At 71.3% G+C, this 20,746-nt stretch carries 17 protein-coding genes and 1 pseudogene; 4 read left to right on the top strand and 14 right to left on the bottom strand.

Annotation, left to right across the window (positions count from 1 at the left end):
• Positions 1 to 5 precede the first annotated feature (5 nt).
• From GCE65_RS15555 to GCE65_RS15545, 3 genes and pseudogenes are all read left to right on the top strand, one after another.
• The gene (locus GCE65_RS15555; RefSeq protein ID WP_153879019.1) at positions 6 to 1,658 is read left to right on the top strand and encodes a dihydrolipoamide acetyltransferase family protein; all 1,653 of its coding nucleotides are present in this window, start codon (positions 6 to 8) and stop codon (positions 1,656 to 1,658) included.
• Positions 1,659 to 1,730: 72 nt separating this feature from the next.
• Positions 1,731 to 2,582 (top strand): tetratricopeptide repeat protein, encoded by an 852-nt coding sequence (locus tag GCE65_RS15550; protein WP_153879018.1) that lies wholly within the window; start codon positions 1,731 to 1,733, stop codon positions 2,580 to 2,582.
• A gap of 151 nt (positions 2,583 to 2,733) precedes the next feature.
• Positions 2,734 to 2,916: pseudogene (locus tag GCE65_RS15545) on the top strand (PIN domain-containing protein); the annotation flags it as partial.
• A 136-nt stretch (positions 2,917 to 3,052) separates the two neighbouring features.
• On the opposite strand, the gene GCE65_RS15540 reads toward GCE65_RS15545, so the two are convergent.
• The 6 genes from GCE65_RS15540 to GCE65_RS15515 are packed head-to-tail and all read right to left on the bottom strand — an operon-like array spanning position 3,053 to position 8,778.
• Complete coding sequence (locus GCE65_RS15540) at positions 3,053 to 4,027, bottom strand: hypothetical protein (protein ID WP_153879016.1); 975 nt, start codon at positions 4,025 to 4,027, stop codon at positions 3,053 to 3,055.
• Complete coding sequence (locus GCE65_RS15535; RefSeq protein ID WP_153879015.1) at positions 4,024 to 5,199, bottom strand: VWA domain-containing protein; 1,176 nt, start codon at positions 5,197 to 5,199, stop codon at positions 4,024 to 4,026. Before GCE65_RS15535 ends, GCE65_RS15540 begins: the two co-directional genes overlap by 4 nt.
• Complete coding sequence (locus GCE65_RS15530; protein WP_152909794.1) at positions 5,196 to 6,233, bottom strand: hypothetical protein; 1,038 nt, start codon at positions 6,231 to 6,233, stop codon at positions 5,196 to 5,198. The genes GCE65_RS15535 and GCE65_RS15530 overlap by 4 nt, the downstream gene beginning before the upstream one ends.
• The gene (locus tag GCE65_RS15525) at positions 6,227 to 6,844 is read right to left on the bottom strand and encodes a DUF4381 family protein (RefSeq protein ID WP_153879014.1); all 618 of its coding nucleotides are present in this window, start codon (positions 6,842 to 6,844) and stop codon (positions 6,227 to 6,229) included. The genes GCE65_RS15530 and GCE65_RS15525 overlap by 7 nt, the downstream gene beginning before the upstream one ends.
• On the bottom strand, positions 6,831 to 7,724 hold the full coding sequence (locus tag GCE65_RS15520) for a DUF58 domain-containing protein (protein ID WP_153879013.1): 894 nt from the start codon (positions 7,722 to 7,724) through the stop codon (positions 6,831 to 6,833). The genes GCE65_RS15525 and GCE65_RS15520 overlap by 14 nt, the downstream gene beginning before the upstream one ends.
• Before the next feature lie 31 nt (positions 7,725 to 7,755).
• A complete protein-coding gene (locus GCE65_RS15515; protein WP_370460150.1) occupies positions 7,756 to 8,778 on the bottom strand; it encodes an AAA family ATPase in 1,023 nt (340 codons plus the stop codon).
• 165 nt (positions 8,779 to 8,943) lie between these two features.
• Between GCE65_RS15515 and GCE65_RS15510 the strand changes: the two genes are divergently transcribed.
• Positions 8,944 to 11,088, top strand: a complete 2,145-nt coding sequence (locus GCE65_RS15510) for a cytochrome c oxidase assembly protein (protein ID WP_228760007.1) — start codon at positions 8,944 to 8,946, stop codon at positions 11,086 to 11,088.
• A gap of 164 nt (positions 11,089 to 11,252) precedes the next feature.
• Here the strand turns inward: GCE65_RS15510 and GCE65_RS15505 are convergent, their stop codons facing one another.
• The 8 genes from GCE65_RS15505 to GCE65_RS15470 form a co-directional block, all read right to left on the bottom strand.
• Positions 11,253 to 13,205, bottom strand: coding sequence for a potassium transporter Kup (locus GCE65_RS15505; protein WP_153879011.1), 1,953 nt, complete (start codon positions 13,203 to 13,205; stop codon positions 11,253 to 11,255).
• A gap of 165 nt (positions 13,206 to 13,370) precedes the next feature.
• A complete protein-coding gene (locus GCE65_RS15500; RefSeq protein WP_153879010.1) occupies positions 13,371 to 14,372 on the bottom strand; it encodes an ABC transporter substrate-binding protein in 1,002 nt (333 codons plus the stop codon).
• A 117-nt stretch (positions 14,373 to 14,489) separates the two neighbouring features.
• Positions 14,490 to 15,506 (bottom strand): ABC transporter permease, encoded by a 1,017-nt coding sequence (locus tag GCE65_RS15495; RefSeq protein ID WP_152909788.1) that lies wholly within the window; start codon positions 15,504 to 15,506, stop codon positions 14,490 to 14,492.
• The gene (locus GCE65_RS15490) at positions 15,503 to 17,056 is read right to left on the bottom strand and encodes a sugar ABC transporter ATP-binding protein (RefSeq protein ID WP_152909787.1); all 1,554 of its coding nucleotides are present in this window, start codon (positions 17,054 to 17,056) and stop codon (positions 15,503 to 15,505) included. The genes GCE65_RS15495 and GCE65_RS15490 overlap by 4 nt, the downstream gene beginning before the upstream one ends.
• Positions 17,057 to 17,217: 161 nt before the next feature.
• Positions 17,218 to 18,042, bottom strand: a complete 825-nt coding sequence (locus GCE65_RS15485) for a DUF2993 domain-containing protein (RefSeq protein WP_153879009.1) — start codon at positions 18,040 to 18,042, stop codon at positions 17,218 to 17,220.
• A gap of 6 nt (positions 18,043 to 18,048) precedes the next feature.
• Positions 18,049 to 18,855: a dienelactone hydrolase family protein gene (locus tag GCE65_RS15480; protein WP_153879008.1), complete on the bottom strand. Its 807-nt coding sequence runs from the start codon at positions 18,853 to 18,855 to the stop codon at positions 18,049 to 18,051.
• A gap of 57 nt (positions 18,856 to 18,912) precedes the next feature.
• Positions 18,913 to 19,518 carry a TetR/AcrR family transcriptional regulator gene (locus GCE65_RS15475; protein ID WP_153879007.1) on the bottom strand — a complete coding sequence of 202 codons (606 nt, stop codon included), beginning with the start codon at positions 19,516 to 19,518 and terminating at the stop codon, positions 18,913 to 18,915.
• A gap of 143 nt (positions 19,519 to 19,661) precedes the next feature.
• A complete protein-coding gene (locus tag GCE65_RS15470) occupies positions 19,662 to 20,087 on the bottom strand; it encodes a (deoxy)nucleoside triphosphate pyrophosphohydrolase (RefSeq protein WP_305071545.1) in 426 nt (141 codons plus the stop codon).
• Positions 20,088 to 20,746: the final 659 nt, after the last annotated feature.

The following is a 20,746-nucleotide window of genomic DNA, read 5'->3' as shown; positions in this document are numbered from 1 at the left end:
CGAGCATGCCCACGTTCGTGTCGTTCCCCCTCCCCGACGTCGGCGAGGGCCTGACCGAGGCCGATATCGTCGAATGGAAGGTCGCCGTCGGTGACATCGTCACCGTGAACCAGCCGCTCGTCGACATCGAGACCGCGAAGTCGTTGGTGGAGCTGCCCAGCCCGCACGCGGGTCGCGTGACCGAGGTGCTCGCCGCGGTCGGCGACACGGTCGAGGTGGGCACACCGATCATCACCTTCGACGTCGACCCCGACGGCTCGGGAGCTCCGGCCGGCTCGACGGACTCGACGGGGTCGACGAACCCAGTCGGCACGGGCACGTCCGCGGACGAGGACGAGACCAGCGGCGACGTGCTCGTCGGCTACGGCACCGCGAAGGCGCCCGCGACCAGGCGCGCGCGGCGCGGCCCGGCCCAGTCGGCGGCCCAGTCGGCGGCCCAGCCGGCGGGACAGTCATCGATCCAGCCGGCCCGGCCCACTGGGACCACACGGCCTACCGGGTCCATGTCGCCCACGCCGCCCACGCCGTCCACATCGGCCACCGGGTCCACCCCGTCACCCGAGCCCACGGCGCCGGCCGGAACGCCTGCGCCCGCTGGGCCCGCTGCGCCCGCTGGGCCTGCAGGGCAGCCCACCTCGGCCACGCACCCGTCCCAGCCGGACCGGGCGACTCGGCCGGGCGTCGTCCATGACAAGCTCGCACCGCCGCAGGCGGTCGCGGTCGAGGTGGACGAGCCGGTCCACCCCACGGGGGTGCCGGTGCTGACCAAGCCGCCGGTGCGCAAGCTGGCGAAGGACCTGGGGGTCGACCTGACGCGGGTCCGCGGCACGGGGCCGGGCGATCTCGTCACCCGCGAGGACGTGCTCGACGCCGTCGAGACCTCCCGCGCCGAACGGCTCGTGGTCCACCCCGAGGACGACCGGCCCTGGCTCGACGGCGGCACGGTCTCCCGCGACGGCCGCCAGACCCGCGTGCCCGTGCGCAGCGTGCGCCGCCGCACCGCCGAGGCGATGGTCTCGAGCGCGTTCAGCGCCCCCCACGTCACGGTGTTCACCACGATCGACGTGACCAAGACGATGAAGCTCGTCGAGCGGCTGCGGGCCGATCGGGAGTTCGCCGACGTGCGCGTGACCCCGCTGCTCATCGCCGCCAAGGCGCTCATCCTCGCGATCCGCCGGCACCCGGAGATCAGCGCCGCCTGGGACGAGGCCACCCAGGAGATCGTCTACAAGCACTACATCAACCTCGGCATCGCGGCCGCCACGAACCGCGGCCTCGTGGTGCCGAACATCAAGGACGCCCACCGGATGAGCCTGCTCGAGCTCGCCGTCGCCCTGGGCGAGCTCACCCGGGTCGCGCGCTCCGGCCGCACGCCGGTGGCCTCCATGCAGGACGGCACGGTGACCATCACGAACGTCGGCGTGTTCGGCATCGACACGGGCACCCCGATCCTCAACCCCGGCGAGTCGGCGATCCTCGCCTTCGGCGCGGTCGAGCAGCGGCCGTGGGTGCACAAGGGCAAGGTCAAGCCCCGGTGGGTCACCCAGCTCGGCCTGGGCTTCGATCACCGGCTTGTGGACGGCGAACTCGGCTCGCGTGTGCTGGCCGACGTCGCCGCGATCATGTCCGACCCCTCGCGGGGCCTGGTCTGGGGCTGACCGGGAACGGTCGGGGCCGGCCGGCCCGCGTAGGACCGTTGGACCGGGATCGGGGCCGCCGGGCGCCGTAGCATGACGGTGCCGGGCACGAGCCGGGCGATCTGGACGATGTCGATGATCGAGACGATCTGGGCGATACGAACGACGCGGGTGGGCAGCATGGAACAGGTGGACGAGGTCACCCGCTACGAGCGGGCCGTGGCGGAGCGGGAGCGGGAGCTCGGACCCGATCATCCCGACACGCTCACCGGCCGCAGCGCGCTCGCCGGGGTGTACGAGTCCGCGGGTCGCTACGACGAGGCGATCGCGCTGTACGAGCGCACCCTCGCCGATCGGGAGCGGGTGCTCGGCCCGGACGATCCGGCGACCCTGACGACGTGCAACAACCTGGCATACACCTACGAGTCGGCCGAGCGCCCGGAGGCGGCGATCGACCTGTACGAGCGGGTCGTGTCCGCCCGGGAGCGGGTGCTGGGCCCGAACGATCCGGCCACCCTCATGAGCCGGCACAATCTCGCCCACGCCTATGAGACCGCGCGCCGGCTGCACGAGGCGATCACCTCCTACGAGCAGGCGCTCGCGGACCGGGAGCAGGCGCTCGGCGCCGACCACCCCGACACCCTGACGAGTCGGAACAACCTCGCCTACGCCTATCAGGCCGTCGGCCGGGTGGACGAGGCGATCGAGCAGTACGAGCTCACGCTCATCGGCGCGGAGCGCAGCCTCGGGCCCGACCATGCGAACACCCTCACGTGTCGGAACAACCTCGCCGGTGCCTTCGAGTCCGCGAACCGGCTCGACGACGCCATCGAGATGTACAGCCGGCTCACCACTGACGCCGAACGCGCCCTCGGCCCGGACCATCCCACGACCCAGGTCGCCCGGGACAACCTCGCCAACGCCCTCGTGCGGCGCGAGTCCTGAGCCGGCGCCGGCTCGAACGCGGGATTGTGTCGAGGCCCCGGCGACCGACCTCCACAGGGTCCCGTGTTCGGCGACTCGACGCGAGGAACCCTGGCGCCGCCGACCCCCGCCAGGCATGCTGGCATACATGAGGTGAACGCCCGTTGCGGCAGCGGACTGGCTACGCATCGCCGAGTTGGTCGCGCGCTACCGGGATCTACCGCTGGGCACCGTCGACGCGTCGGTCGTGGCCACTGCCGAACGCCTCGACATCAGCGAGATCGCGACCGTCGATCGACGCCACTTCACCGTGGTACGACCGGCCCATGTCGACGCGTTCACGCTCCTCCCGTGAGGCACGCGCACCCGGCTCAGTTTGTGTGGCGCTGCACCCGGGGGCCATCCCACTCGGTAGGCACCCGTAGCCCGGCCCCGGCAAAGACGCCGTGCCCTCGGCTCGGCCGGGCTCGGCCTGTTCCCGGCCCGGTCCGCTACCAGTTCTGTCCGCTGCCCAGCCCGCTGCCGGTCTCCTGCTCGCCGGTCTCGTTCGCCTCGTCGTTGCGGTCCTGGAGCTCCTGCTCCTTCGGATCGGTCGGCCGCCCGCTCGGCTCCGCCGACGGGGTGCCCTCACCCGGGCCGCCCTCGGACGGCGTCGGGGAGGGGTCCTGGCCACCGGATTCACCCTCGCTCGGACTCTCGGAGGGATCGCCGCCGTCATCGCCCGGGGTCGGCGACTCCTCACCCGGGGTCGGATCGCCCGCACTGGGAGAGTCCGAGGGGTTGGCAGGGCTGTCAGGGTTCGCAGGGTTCTCAGGGCTGTCCGGGTCGCCGCCCTGCTGCTGTTCCTGCTGGTTCTGAGCCTCCTCCTGGCGCTGCTGCTGACGCTCCTCGGCCTGTTCGGCCGCCTCGCCCCCGCCGCCGGAGGTGCCGCAGTCGGCGAGCATCTCCTGGGCCTGGTCGTAGTAGTTCGTGGCCATGCCCGGATCGTTCGCGGCGAGGCTCTCGTCGCCCAGCCCCTCGAGGGAGAGGGAGTAGTTCGTGCGGACCGCGCACTCGAGCGGCTCCCGCGGCTCACCCTCCAGGGCCCGGGGAACGAGGTCGAGGGCGGGATCGAACTGCTGGGTGGCGAGGAAGAACTCCCCGGCCGCGTACCGGGCCGTGCCCTCGTTGAAGTACGCCTTCCACGGTTCGATCACGTTGAAGAACTTGAGGTCCTCGTAGCGGTCCTGTGCGGTGGCGTAGCTCGCGCTCGAATAGGCGCTCGACCCCGCCATGTTGATGAGGGTGGCCGAGAGCAGCTTCGCGCTCGCGAGCAGCGCGAGGAGCACGAGCGGGGCCGACCACAGCAGCAGGCGCCTGCGGCGGGCGGCCAGCCTGCTCGCGAAGAGCGCGTCCCGGCGTTCGGCCGGGGTGGTGAACGTGCCCGGCTCGGGCAGCCAGGCCGGTGGTGTGAGCGTCGAACTCATGGTCGTCTCCCCGCCATCTGCCGCGACTCGCCCACGAGGTGGGACGCCGCCGCGGACGGTGCGGTGTCGAGACCGCCGGACGGTCCGGAGCCGATCCCGCCGCCGTCCGTGCTGCGACCGGCACCGCCGTGGCCACCGGCACCGCCGGACGCGGCCCGGGACCGCGCGGCCCGGCCCCGCATCCACGAGCGCTTGGGCACCTCCCGCACGAGGCTCCACGCTTCCCACCCGAGCAGCCCGGCCACCGCGAGGGCGGCGATCCAGTAGAAGCCCTCGTAGGTGAGGATGTCGCGGCGCCCGTCGCCGGTGATCGTCGAGAGGTCGACGTCGTCGGCGAGCGAGTCGAGCGAGGAGTCGTCGATGCGGTGCAGGTACTCGATGCCCAGTTCGGCGGCCACGGTCCGCAGGGCGTTCTCGTCGATCCGGGAGATCGCCGGTTCGCCGGTGGCGGGGTCGATGATCCGCTCGCTGCTCGAGCTCCCGCTGCCGGTCACGAGCGGCATCTGCCCGCCCTCGCTCGTGCCGTAGCCGAGCACGGCGCCACCGTCCACGAGGGGCGCGAGCGGGGCGAAGGAGGCCACGGTGTCCGGATTGGACCCGGAGGCGCGGGTGTTCTCCCCGTCGCTCAGCAGGAACACGAGCCGCACGTTCTCCGGCCGCTCGGTCGCGGCCCGCTCGAGCGTGGTGGTGAGCGCCTCGAGCGGCCGGTCGATCGAGGACCCGGCCGAATAGGCGGAGAGCTCGGGCGTCACGGTCTCGGCCCAGCTGCGCACCGCGCGGGCATCCGTCGTGAGCGGCAACTGCTGGGTGGCGGTCGAATCGAACGCGAGGATCGAGTAGCTCGCCGCGGGGAACACGTCGGTGAGCGCCTCCATGTCGGCCCGGACCCCGGCCAGCCGCGGCTCGTCGCCCGAATAGTCGAGCGCGCCCATCGAACCGGTCCGGTCCACCACGAAGTACAGCTCCGCATTCGAGGTGAGCCCGTCCGGGATGCGCGCCTGCGTCGAGGGGCCGAGCCCGATGAACACCACGACGGCGAGGAGCGCGCACCGCCGGATCCAGTCCATTCGGCGCGGGCCCCGGCTGCGCGCGAGCTGCCACACCGCCAGTGCCGCCAGCGGCACGAACACCACCGCGAGGAGCCAGATCGGCCACAACGGTTGCAGGCTCATGAGCGCAACCTCCACATCACGATCAGGTAGCCGCCGAGCAGCACCGCCAGCCAGCCGAACGCGTTCGTGGCGCGGTCGGTCGTGATCACCTTCTCGGTGGCGTCCAGGTCCGCGGCCTGCTGGGCCGCGATCTGATCGACCACGTCGTCGGCCAGGTCCGGGTTGCTCGCCTCGTAGAACGAGCCGCCGTGGGCGGTGAACACCCGCTGGAACTCGTCGCGCAGGCCCTCGGAGTAGGCGGTCGTCTCGCCGGCGTAGAGCCCGAACAGCTTCACGCCCTGGTCCGAGACCTTGTCGGTGGCCTCGGTCAGCGTGTACAGCGGCTCGCCCTGCACGTCGTTGTCCGTGGCGAAGATGATCGAGCGCGAGCGCTCCGTGTCCGACTCGTCGAACAGCAGCCCGCAGCTGGCCAGCCCGTCGCCCACGAGCGAGGCGGAGTCGAGCGACTCGAGGTAGGTGCCCTGGATGAAGTCGAGCAGCCGCTCGTACTTGTGCTGATCCATCCCGAGCCCGAAGGAGTCGAGGTCGAAGGAGAGCACGTAGCGTGCCTCCTCCAGCTGCTCGCGCACCATCTCGTAGTCGTTCGTCAGCGGGAACACCGTGCGCGACGTGGAGTTCCAGATCGACAGCGCCACCCGTTCCCCGTGGAACGAGGGCAGCAGTTCGAGGAACCGGTCGACGATCTCCTCGTCGTAGCCGATCATCGAGCCGGACACGTCGAGGCAGAGCACGATGTCGCGGGTCGCAAGCTCGTCGGATCGGACCGCCTGCTCCACCGGCCGGGAGGCCACGACCCCCGCCGCGAGCGTCGTGGCCACGACCAGGACCGCCGCCGAGACCATTCCCGTGCGGTAGACCCGCAGCTGGCTCTGGAAGCTCCGCAGGCCCGGGACGTACTCGGCGTTCGCGATCCAGGTGACGTGGGCGTCGTCCATGCGCGGACGACGCGCCCACCAGCCCGCCACGCCCAGGGCGACCACGAGCGCGACCGCGGCCGCGAGGGCCCACGGCTGGAGCAGCACCTGGCTCACCATGCCGTGATCACCTCCCGGGCGCGGCCGGTGGCGGTCAGGGCCTCGGTGTCGCTGTCGAACGCGAAGGCGGGCTCCTCGTAGCCCCGCAGCAGCCCGGCGAGCCGGTCGGTGCCGTCGAGGTCGGCGATCTCCGAGACGGTGAGGGAGGTCGTGTCCTGGCCGAGCCGGGCGGTCGAGAACTCGCGCATGATCCGGTTGAGCCCGAGGGCGAGGCCACGCAGGTCCGACTCGCCGTCGCGGAACCGCTGCTCGGCCTCGTCCACGCGGGCCAGCGTGGTTGCGCGCAGCGAGGTCCACTGGGCCGGGTCGGCGTGCGGATCGGGGGCGGGGCGGCGCCTGGTCCACCACAGCACCCACCCGTACCAGGCGGCCACGGCCACGACGAGCGCGAGGCCCACCACCCACACCCAGGTCGAGTAGCTCGCGGGAATCACCGGCTCGTGGATGTCGACCGCAAGCGTATGGACGACGGCGCTCGCCCCCGCGGGCGCCTCGCCGAGGGCGGGGGGCGGCACGCTCGGGCCGGCCGAGTCGACAGGGTTGATCAGGTTGACTGGGTTGACCAGGTCGATCAGGGCGGCGAGGCGGGCGGGAAGGTCAGTGATGGACACGCTTCTGCCTCCCCAATAGGTCGATGAGCTGGTTGATCAGGTCGTCGATGCTCGTGGCGGTGACCGATTCGATGCCCCGGCGCCGCAGCAGCGCCTGGGTGCGGGCGCGGCGCTCGGCCACGTACGCCGCCGCCTGCTCCGCCAGCCCGGGGCTCGCGCGCAGGAACTGGGGGATGTCGAGGTGATGGTCCACATCGTCCACGGCGAGATGCTCGTCGATGGTCGGCAGCGCGTCCGCGACCTGCACGAACATGACCTCGTGTCGGGTGCGCAGCCGGCGCAGCGCCGCCTCGTGCTCGTCGGTGGGCCGGGCCTCGTCGGTGATGACCACCACGAGCGAGCGGCGCGTGAACCACGCGAGGGTGCGGTCGAGCACGCGCACGAGGTCGGAGGCGGGCGCCTGCCGCGTCCACATCGCCTCCGCCCGGGAGAGCAGCATCTCCATGTGCGAGAGGCCCCCGCGGGCGGGCAGCTGGATGAGCCGCTCGGCGTCCCCGGCCACGAGTGCGACCGTGTCGCCGCGGGCCCGGGCGAGGTAGCAGATGAGTTCCGCGGCGAACAGGGCCACGGCGCTCTTCGGGTCGCCGTCGCGGGCGGTGGCGCTCATGTTCCGGCCCGTGTCGAGGGCGAGGACCATCGCGAGGTTCGACTCGCGCACGAACCGGCGGATCACGGGGATGCCCGAGGCGGCCGAGGCCTTCCAGTCGATGTCGGAGATGGCGTCGCCGTACTGGTAGAGGGCCATCTCGTCGAAGTCCTGGCCGTGCCCGGAGTAGATCGAGCGGTGCCGTCCCGAGAGCAGGCCGGAGGCGCGGCGGACCGTGGGCAGGTCCAGCCGCGCGCGGACCTTCGCGAGCCGCGAGGGGGAGTTCGGCGTCATGGGGGAGGGGGTCGTCACCGCTGCGGGGGCGTCACGGGCTCGGAACGGCCGCGAAGATCGCGTCGATCAGGGCCTCGGGGGCGACGTTGTTGGCGAGGGCGTCGTAGGTGCGCACGAGGCGGTGGCGCAGGATCGCGTGCCGGAACGACTTGACGTCGTCGGGCACCACGTACGAGCGGCCCTCCTGTAGCGCGACGGCCTGCGCGATCCGCATGAGCGCGATGCCCCCGCGCGGGGAGGAGCCGACGCGCACGTGCTTGGTGAAGTCCGGCAGCGGGCGGGGTCCGCCGCCGCGGGTCGTGTTGATGATCGCCACGATGTACTGCTTGATCGCCGTGTCGACGTAGACCTTGGTGGTCAGGTGCTGCAGGAACGAGACGTCCGCCAGCGTGATCGGGGATCCCGTCAGGGGCGCCTCCATCGACCCGGTGTAGATGCGGTCGAGGATCGTCACCTCGTTCTCGGGGCTGGGGTAGGAGAGCACCTCCTTCATGAGGAACCGGTCCATCTGGGCCTCGGGCAGCACGTAGGTGCCCTCCTCCTCGATGGGGTTCTGGGTCGCCATGACCATGAACGGCTTCGGCAGCGGATAGTTGGTGCCGCCGATCGAGGTCTGGCGCTCCTGCATCGCCTCGAGCATCGCCGCCTGGGTCTTGGCCGAGGACCGGTTGATCTCGTCGAGCAGCACGAGGTTGGCGTGCACCGGGCCGAGTTGGGTCGAGAACTCGCCCGTGCCGTAGTTGTAGATCTGAGTGCCGACGATGTCGTTGGGCATGAGGTCGGGCGTGCACTGGATGCGGTGGAACTTCCCGCCGACCGAGGCGGCGAGGATCTCCGCGGCGGTGGTCTTGGCGAGGCCGGGCACCGATTCGAGGAGCACGTGCCCGCCGGCGACGAGCGAGCTGATGAGCGCGGTGCGCAGGGCCTCCTGGCCCACGATGCGCTGATCGAACACCCGCACCATCCGGCCGAGCAGGTCGGTTGCCCGCTGCCCCTCGTCGAACGAGATCGGGGAGGTGCGCGGCGCCAGACGGCTGGGTGCGGCGGTGGTCATACTCGGGAGTCTCCTCGGTGTCATGGGTGCCGTGCCAGTGCGGTGGCTGCAATGACTCAGCGATTATGCCTCATCGATCTGACACCGGCCTGAACGGCCGGTCGGGGTCACAGGTCACAGGGGCCGGAGGGGGCCGGTGTCGGCGCGGCCGGTTAGGCTCGAGGCGTGGCGCGAACGCAGTGGCAACGAATGGTGTGGTGGGTGGCCGGGATCGCCGGCACCCTCGTGGTCGCGGCCGCGCTCGCGCTGGCCCTCTCGGGCAGCGCCGAGGCGACGTTGCTGGCCGACCCCGGCGTACTCGTGCGATGGGGCCGTGCGATCATCAACGGCCTGGCGGACCTGGCCGCATCCGTCACGATCGGCGGCTCGATGCTCCTGGTCTTCGTGCTCGCCGTGCGCACCCCCGCCTGGGAGCGGGCGCGCACGGTGGTCGCGGCGGCCGCCACGGTCTGGACGATCGCGCTCACCGCTCAACTCGTGTTCACCTACGCGGCCGTGTCCGGGAGGCCGATCGGCGAACCCGGATTCGGGAACGAGCTGGCCTACTACCTGACCGAGCTCGGGGCCGGCAAGGCCCGGCTCGTCACGCTCATCCTCGCCGCCCTCACCTCCGTCGCCGCCGTCGCCATCGCCGGCTGGGGCAGTGCGCTGCTCACGCTCGTCATGTCGGTCTCGGTGATCATCCCGATCGCCGTGCTCGGGCACGCCGCCGGCGCCCAGAACCACGACCTCGCGATGAACGCCGGATTCATCCACATCGTCACCGTCGGAATCTGGGTCGGGGCACTCCTCGTGCTCATGCTCGTGCGTCCGGTGCTCTCGGCGGGCCGGGCGGCCGGAGCCGTGGCCGGAGCCGCGGCCCGGGCCGGCAGCGACCGGGGGGAGCGTCGCCGGGGCGGCAACGATCCCGCTGCCACGGAGCGATCCGGTCACGACCGGGGCGGGAGGCCGCGGGGTGGGCGGGAGTCGTCGACCGCGGGCCCCGACGTCACGGGCGCCGCCGCCCGATTCTCCACGATCGCCGCGTGGTGCTACGTGGGCGTCGCCGTCTCCGGGATCGCGAACGCCGTGCTGCGCCTGGGCGATCTGAGCGGCCTGGGCACCACGTACGGGTCCCTGCTCATCGCGAAGATCGTCGCCTTCGGGCTGCTCGGCTTCGCCGGGGCCTGGCACCGCCGTTCGACCATCGCGGCGCTGGCCGAGCGGCCGCGCGCCTTCTGGCGCCTCGCCGGCGGCGAACTGTTCGTCATGGCCGCCGCGATGGGGCTGGCCGTCGTGCTCGCCTCGACCGCCCCGCCCGTTCCGCAGGACCCGATCGAGGCTCCGAGTCCGGCCCAGGTGCTCTCCCAGCGCGACGTGCCGCTGCCGCCGACCTTCGGTCGCTGGTTCAGTGAGTTCTACCCGGACCTGCTGTTCGGTGCCCTGACGGTGGTCATGGCCGTCGTCTACATCCGATGGGTGCTGCGACTGCGTCGGCGCGGGGACTCCTGGCCCCTCGGCCGCACCGTTCCCTGGCTGCTCGGAGTGCTCGGATTCGGCTACCTCAACCTCGGCGGAGCCGCCGTATACGGGCACATCCTCTTCAGCGCACACATGATCGCGCACATGAGCCTCGTCATGATCCTGCCGATCCTGCTCGTGCTCGGGGCACCGGTGACCCTGGCGGTGCGCGCCCTGCCCGCGCGTCGCGACGGCTCCCGCGGGCCGCGCGAATGGCTGCTCGCGATCGTGCACTCCAGATGGGCGGGCTTCCTGTCGAACCCGATCGTCGCGGCCGGGAACGTCATCGTGTCGATGGCCGTCTTCTACTTCACCCCGCTCATCGTGTTCGCGATGACCACCCATATCGGGCACGTGCTCATGATCGTGCACTTCACCCTCATCGGGTATCTGTTCGTCAACGTGCTCATCGGCATCGACCCGGGCCCGACCCGGCCCGGATACCCGCTACGGCTCGTGCTGCTGCTCGCCACGATGGCCTTCCACGCCTTCTTCGCGCTCGCGATCATGTCGATGACCGACCTCATCGGCGCCGACTACTTCGGGCGGCTCGGGCTCCCGTGGGGTGTCGACGCGCTCGCCGACCAGTACACCGGCGGGCAGATCACGTGGGGTATCGGGGAACTCCCCTCCCTCGCGCTCGCCGTGACGCTCGCCCTCATGTGGGCCAAGACCGACGAACGCACCGCCCGCCGCACGGACCGCCAGGCGGACCGCGACGGCGGGGCCGAACTCGCCGAGTACAACGCGATGCTCGCCCGCCTCGCCGACGAGGAGCCCGAGGACTCCTCGCACTCGCCCACCCGGTGACGGCCGCCGGCTCCTGAGCGGGGACCTCCACCCACGCCGGAGATGTCTCCTGTATCGGGCCATGGGTGACAGTTCCGCATCGGGACATCGGTGACGCGTGCTGTCTCAGGACGCCGGCGAGCGCGGCCGAGCGGTGCTCGGGGCCTCACCGAGCCCGACGGGACTCAGATCCTGATCCGCAGCCCCAGGTCGACGATCCTGTCGCTGGGAATCTGATACCGCGTCGTCGGATCCAGGGCGTTGCGCTTGAGCACGGCGTAGAGACGTTCGCGCCAGGCGGCCAGCCCGCGGCGGCGGCCGTGGCCCTGCAGCGGCTGCTCGTGCTCGATGTAGTAGGTCACCTCGTCGAGGTCGATGCCCAGGCGGTCCCGGCACCGGTTGAGCTCGGAGGGCACGTTGACCCGCTGCAGGTAGCCGTAGTGCAGCACGACCCGGGCGAATCCCTCGCCGAGGTCGTCGACGTGGATCCGCTCGTCCGCGGTGGTGCGCGGGACGTCCTCGACGAGCACACCGAGGAGCACGACCCGGCGCTGCAGCGCGCGCGTGCGCTGCACGTGATGGATGAGCGAGGGCGGCGTGCCGGTGAGCCACGGCGTGAGGAACACGGCCGCGCCGGGCACCCGGGCGACGTCCTCCTCCCGCAGCCGGGTGTGCACGGTCTCGATCGGGTGGGAGTCCGCGGTCGTCCTGCCGGCGAGCAGCTCCCCGCCCCGGCGCCAGGTGGACAGGACGGCGAAGAACCCGGCGCCGACCAGCACCGGGAACCAGCCACCGTGGGGAACCCGCAGCAGATTCGAGCCGAGGAAGGCCAGCTCCGCCACGAGGAACGCTCCGAACACCACACCCGCCCGCCACCTCGGCCAACCGAGCCGCTCCCGGGTGATCACGAACGCGAGGACCGTGGTCACGACCATCGTGGTGTTCACGCTGATCCCGTACGCGCTGGCCAGGCGCTCGGAGGTCTGGAAGGTGAGCACGAGCACGATCGCCGCACTCATGAGGATCCGGTTGATCGCCGGCACATACACCTGGCCCGGACTCTCCGCGGAGGTCTGCACGACCCGCAGCGGCGGCATCATCCCGAGCCGTCCGGCCGCGCGCGTGAGCGAGAACGCTCCGGTGATGGCCGCCTGGGAGGCGATGATCGTGGCGACCGTGGCCAGCACCACCATCGGAACGAGCAGGGCGGTCGGCACGAGGCGGAAGAACGGGGACTCGGACGAGGAGGGATCGCGGAGCAGCCCCGCCCCCTGCCCGAGGTAGCTGAGCAGAAGCGCGGGGAGCACGAACGCGAACCAGAGCCGGCGGATCGATCGGGTCCCGAAGTGGCCCAGGTCGGCGTACAGGGCCTCGGCGCCCGTGGTCACGAGGAACACGGCGAAGAGGACGACGAGGCCGGTCACCGGTGCCTGGGCGAGGAAGCCCGCGGCGCGGCGCGGATCGATCGCGGCGAGCACCTGCGGTGCCCGGGTGATCCCGTACAGCCCGAGCGCTCCGATCGAGGCGAACCACAGCGCCATGACCGGCCCGAACGCCGCCCCGATCCGCGCCGTACCGAATCGCTGCACGAGGAAGAGCGCGACCAGGATGGCGATCGTGATCGGCACGACGAGCCGGCCCGTCCCCGGTGCGGCGATCTCGAGACCCTCGACGGCGCTGAGGATCGAGATCGCCGGGGTGATCATGACGCCGGCGTAGAGCATCGCCGCGCCGGCCAGCCCGAGCAGGACCAGGGCTCGCCGCCGAATCCGCCCGAGTGCCCGCCACGGCCGCAGCAGCGCGATGAGTGCGAACAATCCGCCCTCACCGCGGTTGTCGAGACGCAGGATCACGCCCATGTACTTGATCGAGACCACGAGGATGAGGGTCCACAGCACGAGCGAGAGGATGCCGAGCACGTTCGCCGCGGTGGCCTCGAGCGTCACCACCCTCCCGGAGAACGCGGTGCGCAGGGCGTAGATCGTGCTCGTGCCCAGGTCGCCGTAGACCACCCCGAGCACGGCCAGCAGGAACAGGACCCGCCGGGAGCCGCCCGCGCGGGTGGCCCTGTCCTCGGCGGATGTCGGCCGGGCGCGGTCCGGGCGATCCTGGGAGGCGACCTCCGGGGGCTCGCTCATCTCCGCGGTGCTCCCGGGCCCCTGGTCACAGTCGCCATCGGACACCTCCGCTGCCTCGCCGCGTCGCTCTCAAACTAGCGCGCGCAGCGCCACGGGAACATGGCGATGCCCCCGCAGGAACTCCTGCGGGGGCATCGCCGTGACGGCCTCGGGGGCCTCAGCGCGTCACTCGTACAGGACGGCCGCGATCTCCGGGTCGTCGATGTTGCTCGCGTCGTACCAGTAGAAGCCGGTGTCGATCGTCTCGGGCAGCTCCTCGCCGGCGATCGCCTTGAGCGCGGCCTTGACCACCTCGGCACCCATGCCGACCGGGTTCTGCGTGATCGCCCCGGCCATGAGTCCGGAGCGGATCGCGTCGATCTGCGCCTTGCCGGAGTCGAAGCCGACGACCACGACGTCGCCGCCGGCACCCGCCTCCTCGACGCCCTTGACCACGCCGATCGCCGAGCCCTCGTTCGAGCCGTAGATGCCGGCCACGTCCGGGTTCGCGGTGAGGATCGACTTGGTGATGTTCGCCGACTTGTTCTGGTCGCCGTCGCCGTACTGCGGCTCCATGAGCTCGACGTCGGGGGCGTTGGCCTCCATCCACTCGATGAAGCCGTCGCGGCGGTCCTGACCGGAACCGGAGGTCTGGTCGTGCACGACCATCGCGACCTTGCCCTTGTTGCCGATGAGCTCGGCCATGTGCTTGGCGGCCTCCGCGGCGGCGGCCTTGTTGTCGGTCGAGGCGGTGGTCAGCGGCACATCCGAGTCCACGCCGGAGTCGAACGCGATGACCGGGATGTCCTGGGTCTGCGCCTGCTGCAGCAGCCCCTCGGCGGCCTTGGAGTCGAGGGCGGCGAAGCCGATCGCGGCCGGGCTCTTGGCCAGCGCGGTCTGGAGCATGTTGATCTGGTCCTCGACGTCGGCCTCGGTGGCCGGGCCCTCGAACGTGATCGTCGCCTTGCCCTCGGCCTCGTCCTCGGCGCCGTTCTTGACGGCCTGCCAGAACTGGTGCTGGAAGCCCTTGGAGACGATCGCGATGTAGGGCAGGTCGTCGCCGCCGCCCTCGCCGCCGTCGTTGTTGCCGCCGTCGGCGCTACCCGTGTCGTCGCCGCTCGAGCAGGCGGCCAGTCCGACGGTGACGGCGGAGGCGGCAGCGCCCATCAGCAGAGTCCGTCTGCGCATGGTGATACTCCTTCATTGTGGCTCTCACCCGTGAGAGCGGGGTGTGATCTGACGTGGGTTCATCGATTTCGGACGGCGTAGCTCGCCCGGGTCCCGCAGGCTCGGCTGCGGGGGGTCTCAGGTGGTGGTGCGTTGGCGCACGGTGTCGGCGAACACGGCCGCGAGGATGACGGCGCCGAGGATGACGTTCTGCCATTCCTGCGGCACCGACATGAGCTGGAGGCCGTTGTTGATCACGGAGATGATCAGCGCGCCGATGACGGTGCCGACGATCGAGCCCTTCCCGCCCATGAGGGAGGTGCCGCCGATGACCACGGCGGCGATCGCCTGGAGCTCGTACCCCATGCCGATCGCGGGCTGGGCCGAGCCGAGCCGGGCGGCGATCATCACGCCGGCGAGGCCGGTGAACAGGCCTGCGAACGTGTAGATGAGGATCTTCCACTTGGTCACGTTGACCCCGGAGATCGCCGTGGCCTCCTCGTTCGAGCCGATCGCGTAGGTGTAGCGCCCGAGCACGGTGCGGTTGAGCACGATCCCGGCGATGATCGCGGCACCGATGAGCACGAGCACGGCGTTGGGCACCTGCGGGATGAGGGTGCCGGTGGACAGGTCCATGAAGCCGCCGTCGGTGTCCCGGTCGACGTAGATCGGGGCGCTGTCGGAGAACACGAGGGCGAGGCCCTCGGCGACCATCATCATCGCGAGGGTCGCGATGAACGGCGGGAGCTTCGCCACGGCGATGAAGACCCCGTTGACGAGCCCGACGAGCCCGCCGAACGCGATCGCGAGCACGACCCCGAGCTGCCAGGACAGGCCGATGTTCGTGATGAAGTTGCCGGCCATGACGGCGCACAGCGCCATCCCGGTGCCGATCGACAGGTCGATCCCGGCCGTGATGATGACGAAGGTCGTGCCCAGGGCGAGGGTGCCGATGACCACCGCGGAGAACAGCATGTTCCCCACGATGTTGTCGAACGTGAAGAACACCGGCGAGGCCAGCGAGAACACGATCATGATGACGATGAGTCCGGCGAAGGCGAGCATCTGCTGCAGGCCGGTGCGCAGGTGGCCCATGAGTCCCGCGCCGGTGCCGGCCGTCGAGGAGCGCACCTCGGTCGTGGTGGGTGTGGTCATGCTAGTCCTGCCTCGGTAGTGACGGATCCGCGACTGCTCTCGGATTCGGGGCGGAGGGTGGCCAGGTGCATCACGTTCTCCTGCGTGACGTCGCCGGACTCGAGCTCGCCGGTGACCCGGCCCTCGCTCATGACGACCACTCGGTGGGCCATCCGCAGCACCTCCGGGAGCTCGGAGGAGATCATGATGATCGACTTGCCGGCGGCGGCCAGCTCGTTGAGGAGCCGGTAGATCTCGTCCTTCGCCCCGACGTCGATCCCCCGGGTGGGCTCATCGAAGATGAGCACGTCGCAGTCCTTGGCGAGCCATTTCGCGATGACCACCTTCTGTTGGTTCCCGCCCGAGAGGTTCCCCACGACCTGCTTGATGGACGGGGTGCGCACGCCGAGGGTGTCCACGTGCGTGCGCGAGACCCGGTTGATGTCGCGGTCGCGCACGAAGCCGGCGGCGCTGAAGTGCTCCGAGAGGGAGGACAGGGCGATGTTGTTCGAGACCGCGAGGTTGAGCATGAGCCCGAACCGCTTGCGGTCCTCCGAGAGGTAGCCGATCCCGTACTCGGCGGCCCGCGCCGGGTGGGGGATCCGCACGGGCTTGCCGTGCAGGGTGATCGTGCCGTCGGTGATCGGGTCGGCGCCGACGATCGCGCGGGCGACCTCGGTCCGGCCGGCGCCCATGAGCCCGGCGAAGCCGAGGATCTCACCCTTGCGCAGCTCGAAGGAGACGTCCTGGAGCAGTTCCTTCGTGTGCAGCCCCTCGACCGCGAGAATCACCTCACGGTCGGCGCGGACGTTCTGGGGGCCGACGCTCGTGTCGATCTCGCGCCCGACCATGTGGGCGATGACCTCCGGCATCGACGTCGTGGCGGTCTCCACGGTCGTGACGTACAGTCCGTCGCGGATCACGGTGATGCGATCGGAGATGGCGCTCAGCTCGTCCATCCGGTGGGAGATGTAGATGACGGCCGTGCTCGGGCTGATGAACCGGCGGATGAGCTCGTGCAGCGTCGCCACCTCGGCGTCGTTGAGGGCCGCGGTCGGCTCGTCCATGATGAGGACCTTGGTGGAGGAGCTGCTCAGCGCCTTGGCGATCTCGACCATCTGCTGCTTGGCCACGGTGAGCCGGTGGACCGGCTCGCGGGGATCGAGGTCGAGTCCGAGCCGGTCGAGGAGTTCGCGCGCCATCTCGTTCAGGCGCCGGTCGTCGGTGAACAGCCCGGCCCGGCGGGGCTCGCGGCCGATGAAGATGTTCTGCGCGACCGAGAGGTCGGGCATGAGGTGGAACTCCTGGTGGATGATGCTGATGCCGAGTTCCTCGGCGTGCCGGGGGCCGGAGGGCGTGTAGTCCTCGCCGTCGAGCGTGAACGTGCCGGAGTCGGGGGTGTACAGGCCCGAGAGCAGCTTCATGAGGGTCGACTTGCCCGCGCCGTTCTCGCCGACGAGCGCGAGCACCTCGCCGTAGCGCACGTCGAGACGCATGTTGTCGAGTGCCTGCACGCCGGGGAATCCCTTGGAGACTCCCTCGAGGCTGAGCAGTGTGTCGGTCCCGGTCATGCTCGCGGCTCCGGCCCGGCCGCACGGGCACGCCGGGTCCGCGACGACGGCCGTGCGGGGGATACGCGAGCGGGCATGAGACCACTTCCTTGGGATCGGGACGAGCTACCAATGTCGACCATCAAACATCGGACGTTTCGGCGCTGTCAAGTTCGCTCAGGTCACGATTGCGCATAGTAACCGGAAGCGCTGGGAGCGGATCGGGTCCGCGTCCCCGTCATCCCGTGACCGACGCCCGACGCGCCGTCGGCGACCAGCCGGTCGGCGGTGAGCGTGACGCGCAGTCCGTCGGGGGTGACCTCGGCGGACCGGAGCTCGATCCCCGGGGGAGCGTCGTCGAGACCGATCCGCACGTCGAGTGCGGCCGGATCGATCCCCCACTCGGCCAGCCGGGGCGACGTGAGCCCGACGTCGGCGCCGGCGATGGTCATGCGGGTGGGAACGAGGCGAAGTTCCCGCTCCCGCGCCTCGGGGCGCAGGGCGATCTCGACGGGCAGGGCGCCGGCGACCCGGGCCGACACGGTGAGCTCCCCGGCCCCGCCGGAGACGCGGAGGTCGCCGAGCACGCCCCCGTGGCCGAGGCGCGCGGCGGCCAGGGTCGAGAGATCGGACATCGGCACGGTCGCGCTCGCCGTGACGTCGTGCACGGTCATGGGCGAGGTCAGACTCGCCGAGCCGATCCGCACGTCGACCGCGGTGACGCTCAACGGCTCGGCCAGGACCGACTCGAGCGGCACGCGATCGGCATGGATCTCCAGGTCGGTCAGCCGGCCCCGCACGAGGTCGATGAGGATCGGGTGGGCGGGAAGTGAGGTGGAGACGCCCGTAGACCCCGGAAGCTCGCTGTCGATGGCGCCGGCCACGCGGGCGTGCACCTGCGCCCGGGCGATCGCCTCCCCGGCGACGGCCACGGCGACCACGAGAACGACGAGCACGAGCGGGAGGAGCAATCGGCGGCGCGTCGCTCGGGCGCGGGTCCGTGCCATGGCGAGCTACGCCGTCCGCACGCGATCGAGGAACACGAGCGTGCGGCGCCATGCCTCGGCGGAGGCTCGGGCGTGGTGGAAGCGGGGGATCGGATTGTCGAAGGCGTGCCCCGCGCCGTCATACAGGTGGAACTCGACCGGGGCGCGGGCGGCCGTGACGCGCTCGCGGATCGCGCGGACCGCCTCGAGGGGGACGTAGGCGTCGGCCGTCCCGAAGTGATGCAGGCTCGGGCGCTCGACGCGGAGGGTGGGCTCGGCCGTGAGCGCGGGCAGGGCCGAGCCGTAATAGGACACGAGGGCCGAGGCCGGGGGCTCCGTGTGCTCAGCGGGCTCTCTGGGCCCTCTGGGATCTGGCGCTGCGGGCTCTCGGGGGGCGGGCGTCTCGGCGGTCTCGGCCGCGGCGGCATAGGCGAGTCCGCCCCCGTAGCAGAAGCCCAGCAACGTCACCGGCGGAGAGCCGGGACCCGCGGCCGCGAGGTCGCGGGTCAGGCGCGCGACGGTGGCGCGGGTATCGGCGACGGCGGTGTCCCAGTCGGTCGCGGCGGCGAGCGCCAGGCCGCGCTCGAGGAGGTCGGGGGCGTCCTCGGGCACGGGCTCGCTCGACTCGCGGAAGAAGAGGACCGGCACGTCGACCGTGTAGCCGGCCCGGGCCAGATCCGCCGCCCGGGCGCGGATGTAGTCGGTGACGCCGAAGATCTCCTGCACGAGCACGACCCCGGCGGCCGGGCCCGTGTCGAGGCCGGCGGGGTGCCACCGCAGCACGGGCAGGTCCCCGCCGGGGCGGGGAAGGACGTGGCTGGTGGGCTGGGACATGGGGCTCGCTCGCTCGGCTGGGCGCCGTCTCGGACCGGGGCGCCGCTCGTGCCGATTCTAGGCCGCGGTGACCTCCCGCGCCCCGACCGCGCGCAGCACGAAGGCGGTGATCGTCTCGATCGCCTGCTCGCGCTCGACCGGGTTGAGCGGCAGGGTGCGGGACTGCAGGCACGAGTGGATGAGGGGTACGACGGCGGACACGTCCTGCTCGGGCAGGCCGCCGTGCTCGATCCCGGCGCTGAGGATGCTCCGGAGCAGCTGGGCGACCTCGCGCACGTGCTCGCCGAGCCGGGCCACGGTGTCCCGGGAGACGACGGAGGCGAGGGAGGGGCCGGGCGCGAAGTGGTAGGGGTGCTGGAGGAGGAGCTGGGCGCGGACGTAGACCCGCAGCTGCTCCTCCGGGTCCTCCACGCCGACGAGGGCCGCCCGCATATTCGTCACGAACTCACCGGTCTCGTGCTCGATGAACGCGAGCAGGAGCGCCTCCTTGTCGGGGAAGTGGTTGTAGACCGACGTCCGCCCGACCTTCGCCCGCGCGGCGATCTGGGCGAGCGTGACCGAGTCGAAACCGCGTTCGCCCATGAGTTCGGCCAGGGCCGTGAAGAGCTTCTGGCGGACCTGCTGTCGATGTTCTGCGAGGGTGGAACCGATGATCTTGGGCACGCGTCCACTATGCCAGTTCCTGACGAAAATGCCGAATAAGTCGTGATCTAGACGACAGGCTGGTGCGCGGAGGCGACCGAGCCCCCCGTGGTCGGACCGTCGTCGGGTCGTCGTCGGCCCTGGGTCAGGGGCAGTCGTGGGTGTCAGGCCGAGAGCTCGTCGAGCAGGGCGGTGACGATGGGCACGTCGGGCTCGAGCCAGGGCACGGAGAAGGCCTCCGGCAGGGTGAGCCAGCGCAGTTCGTCGTGATCCTGCAGGGGTGCGGGCACCCCGGAGGTGATCCGCGCGAACCACACGTGCATGCGGTAGCCGTTGGCCACGGGCCAGCCGGACTCCGGGCCGGGCAGCCGGTCGCCCAGGCTCACCTCGACGCCCAGTTCCTCGGCCAGTTCGCGATGAAGGGCGGCCTGCGGGGTCTCGCCGGCCTCGATCTTGCCACCGGGGAACTCCCAGCGTCCCGCGAGGGACTTGGGCGCGCTGCGGCGGGCGGCGAGGATCGTCCGCGGCCGCTCGAGGTGGTCGACGATCGCGGCGGCGACGATGAGGCGCGGGGCATCGGGCGAGATCACGCCTGCATCATAGGGGCCGGGATCCACCCGGTCGCGGCGAACGGGGTCGACACATGCAGCCGCGGGTGCGCGGACGGCCGGACGGGGACACGGCGTCGAATCCAGCGTGCGAACACGCAGCCGCGGGTGCGCGGACGGCCGCCTGCTCATCCGCGGCCGTGACGGGGCGGTGCGAATGTGGTGAATCGGGGCGTCCGGCAGCGGGGCCGGGGCGTCGGCGCCGTCCGGTCGGCACGATGCGATCGGACCGAGCCCGGCAGTGCCGGCAGTGTCGACAGGCCTCGGCGGGGCCAACAGGCGTCGGCGGGCAGGGCGCTCTTGATCGACAACGGCCCGACCCGGTTGTGGATAAACGAACGGAACGCGGCCGACTCGTCGATGACAGGAGGCGGCGCGGCCCGCCTGGTGCGGGTGGCCGGCCCCAGTGCGTCACGCCGTGGGCAGCGTGGCGGAATCGTCGACCCGGGCGCGGCAGATTCTGTCGAATCGGCGAATTCCCGCGCGAAAATGCCCACGGCCATTTTCTGGTATATCGATCGGTGACCGGCGGGGGCCGCGGAGCGCCGGCCGGACCGGCGCGGCGGCGGTGGCGGCGGGCGGCACGAGGGCGGGCTGTCCACATCCTCCACAGGGTTATCCCCAGGCCTGTGGACACGCCC

This window comes from Pseudactinotalea sp. HY158 (assembly GCF_009660225.1).
Lineage (GTDB): Bacteria > Actinomycetota > Actinomycetes > Actinomycetales > Beutenbergiaceae > HY158.
The sequence above is the reverse complement of the archived record's forward strand: the minus strand, read 5'-3'. Positions and strand labels throughout refer to the sequence as shown.

Bases quoted from the DNA above. Each gene is read 5' to 3' on its own strand.
- GCE65_RS15480 (WP_153879008.1), bottom strand. From the start codon at position 18,855: ATGTCCCAGCCCACCAGCCACGTCCTTCCCCGCCCCGGCGGGGACCTG.
- GCE65_RS15515 (WP_370460150.1), bottom strand. From the start codon at position 8,778: ATGACCACCGCCGCACCCAGCCGTCTGGCGCCGCGCACCTCCCCGATC.
- GCE65_RS15495 (WP_152909788.1), bottom strand. From the start codon at position 15,506: ATGACCACACCCACCACGACCGAGGTGCGCTCCTCGACGGCCGGCACC.
- GCE65_RS15535 (WP_153879015.1), bottom strand. From the start codon at position 5,199: ATGAGCCTGCAACCGTTGTGGCCGATCTGGCTCCTCGCGGTGGTGTTC.
- GCE65_RS15555 (WP_153879019.1), top strand. From the start codon at position 6: ATGCCCACGTTCGTGTCGTTCCCCCTCCCCGACGTCGGCGAGGGCCTG.
- GCE65_RS15490 (WP_152909787.1), bottom strand. From the start codon at position 17,056: ATGACCGGGACCGACACACTGCTCAGCCTCGAGGGAGTCTCCAAGGGA.
- GCE65_RS15485 (WP_153879009.1), bottom strand. From the start codon at position 18,042: ATGGCACGGACCCGCGCCCGAGCGACGCGCCGCCGATTGCTCCTCCCG.
- GCE65_RS15500 (WP_153879010.1), bottom strand. From the start codon at position 14,372: ATGCGCAGACGGACTCTGCTGATGGGCGCTGCCGCCTCCGCCGTCACC.
- GCE65_RS15540 (WP_153879016.1), bottom strand. From the start codon at position 4,027: ATGAGTTCGACGCTCACACCACCGGCCTGGCTGCCCGAGCCGGGCACG.
- GCE65_RS15520 (WP_153879013.1), bottom strand. From the start codon at position 7,724: ATGACGCCGAACTCCCCCTCGCGGCTCGCGAAGGTCCGCGCGCGGCTG.
- GCE65_RS15550 (WP_153879018.1), top strand. From the start codon at position 1,731: ATGACGGTGCCGGGCACGAGCCGGGCGATCTGGACGATGTCGATGATC.
- GCE65_RS15505 (WP_153879011.1), bottom strand. From the start codon at position 13,205: ATGAGCGAGCCCCCGGAGGTCGCCTCCCAGGATCGCCCGGACCGCGCC.
- GCE65_RS15530 (WP_152909794.1), bottom strand. From the start codon at position 6,233: ATGGTGAGCCAGGTGCTGCTCCAGCCGTGGGCCCTCGCGGCCGCGGTC.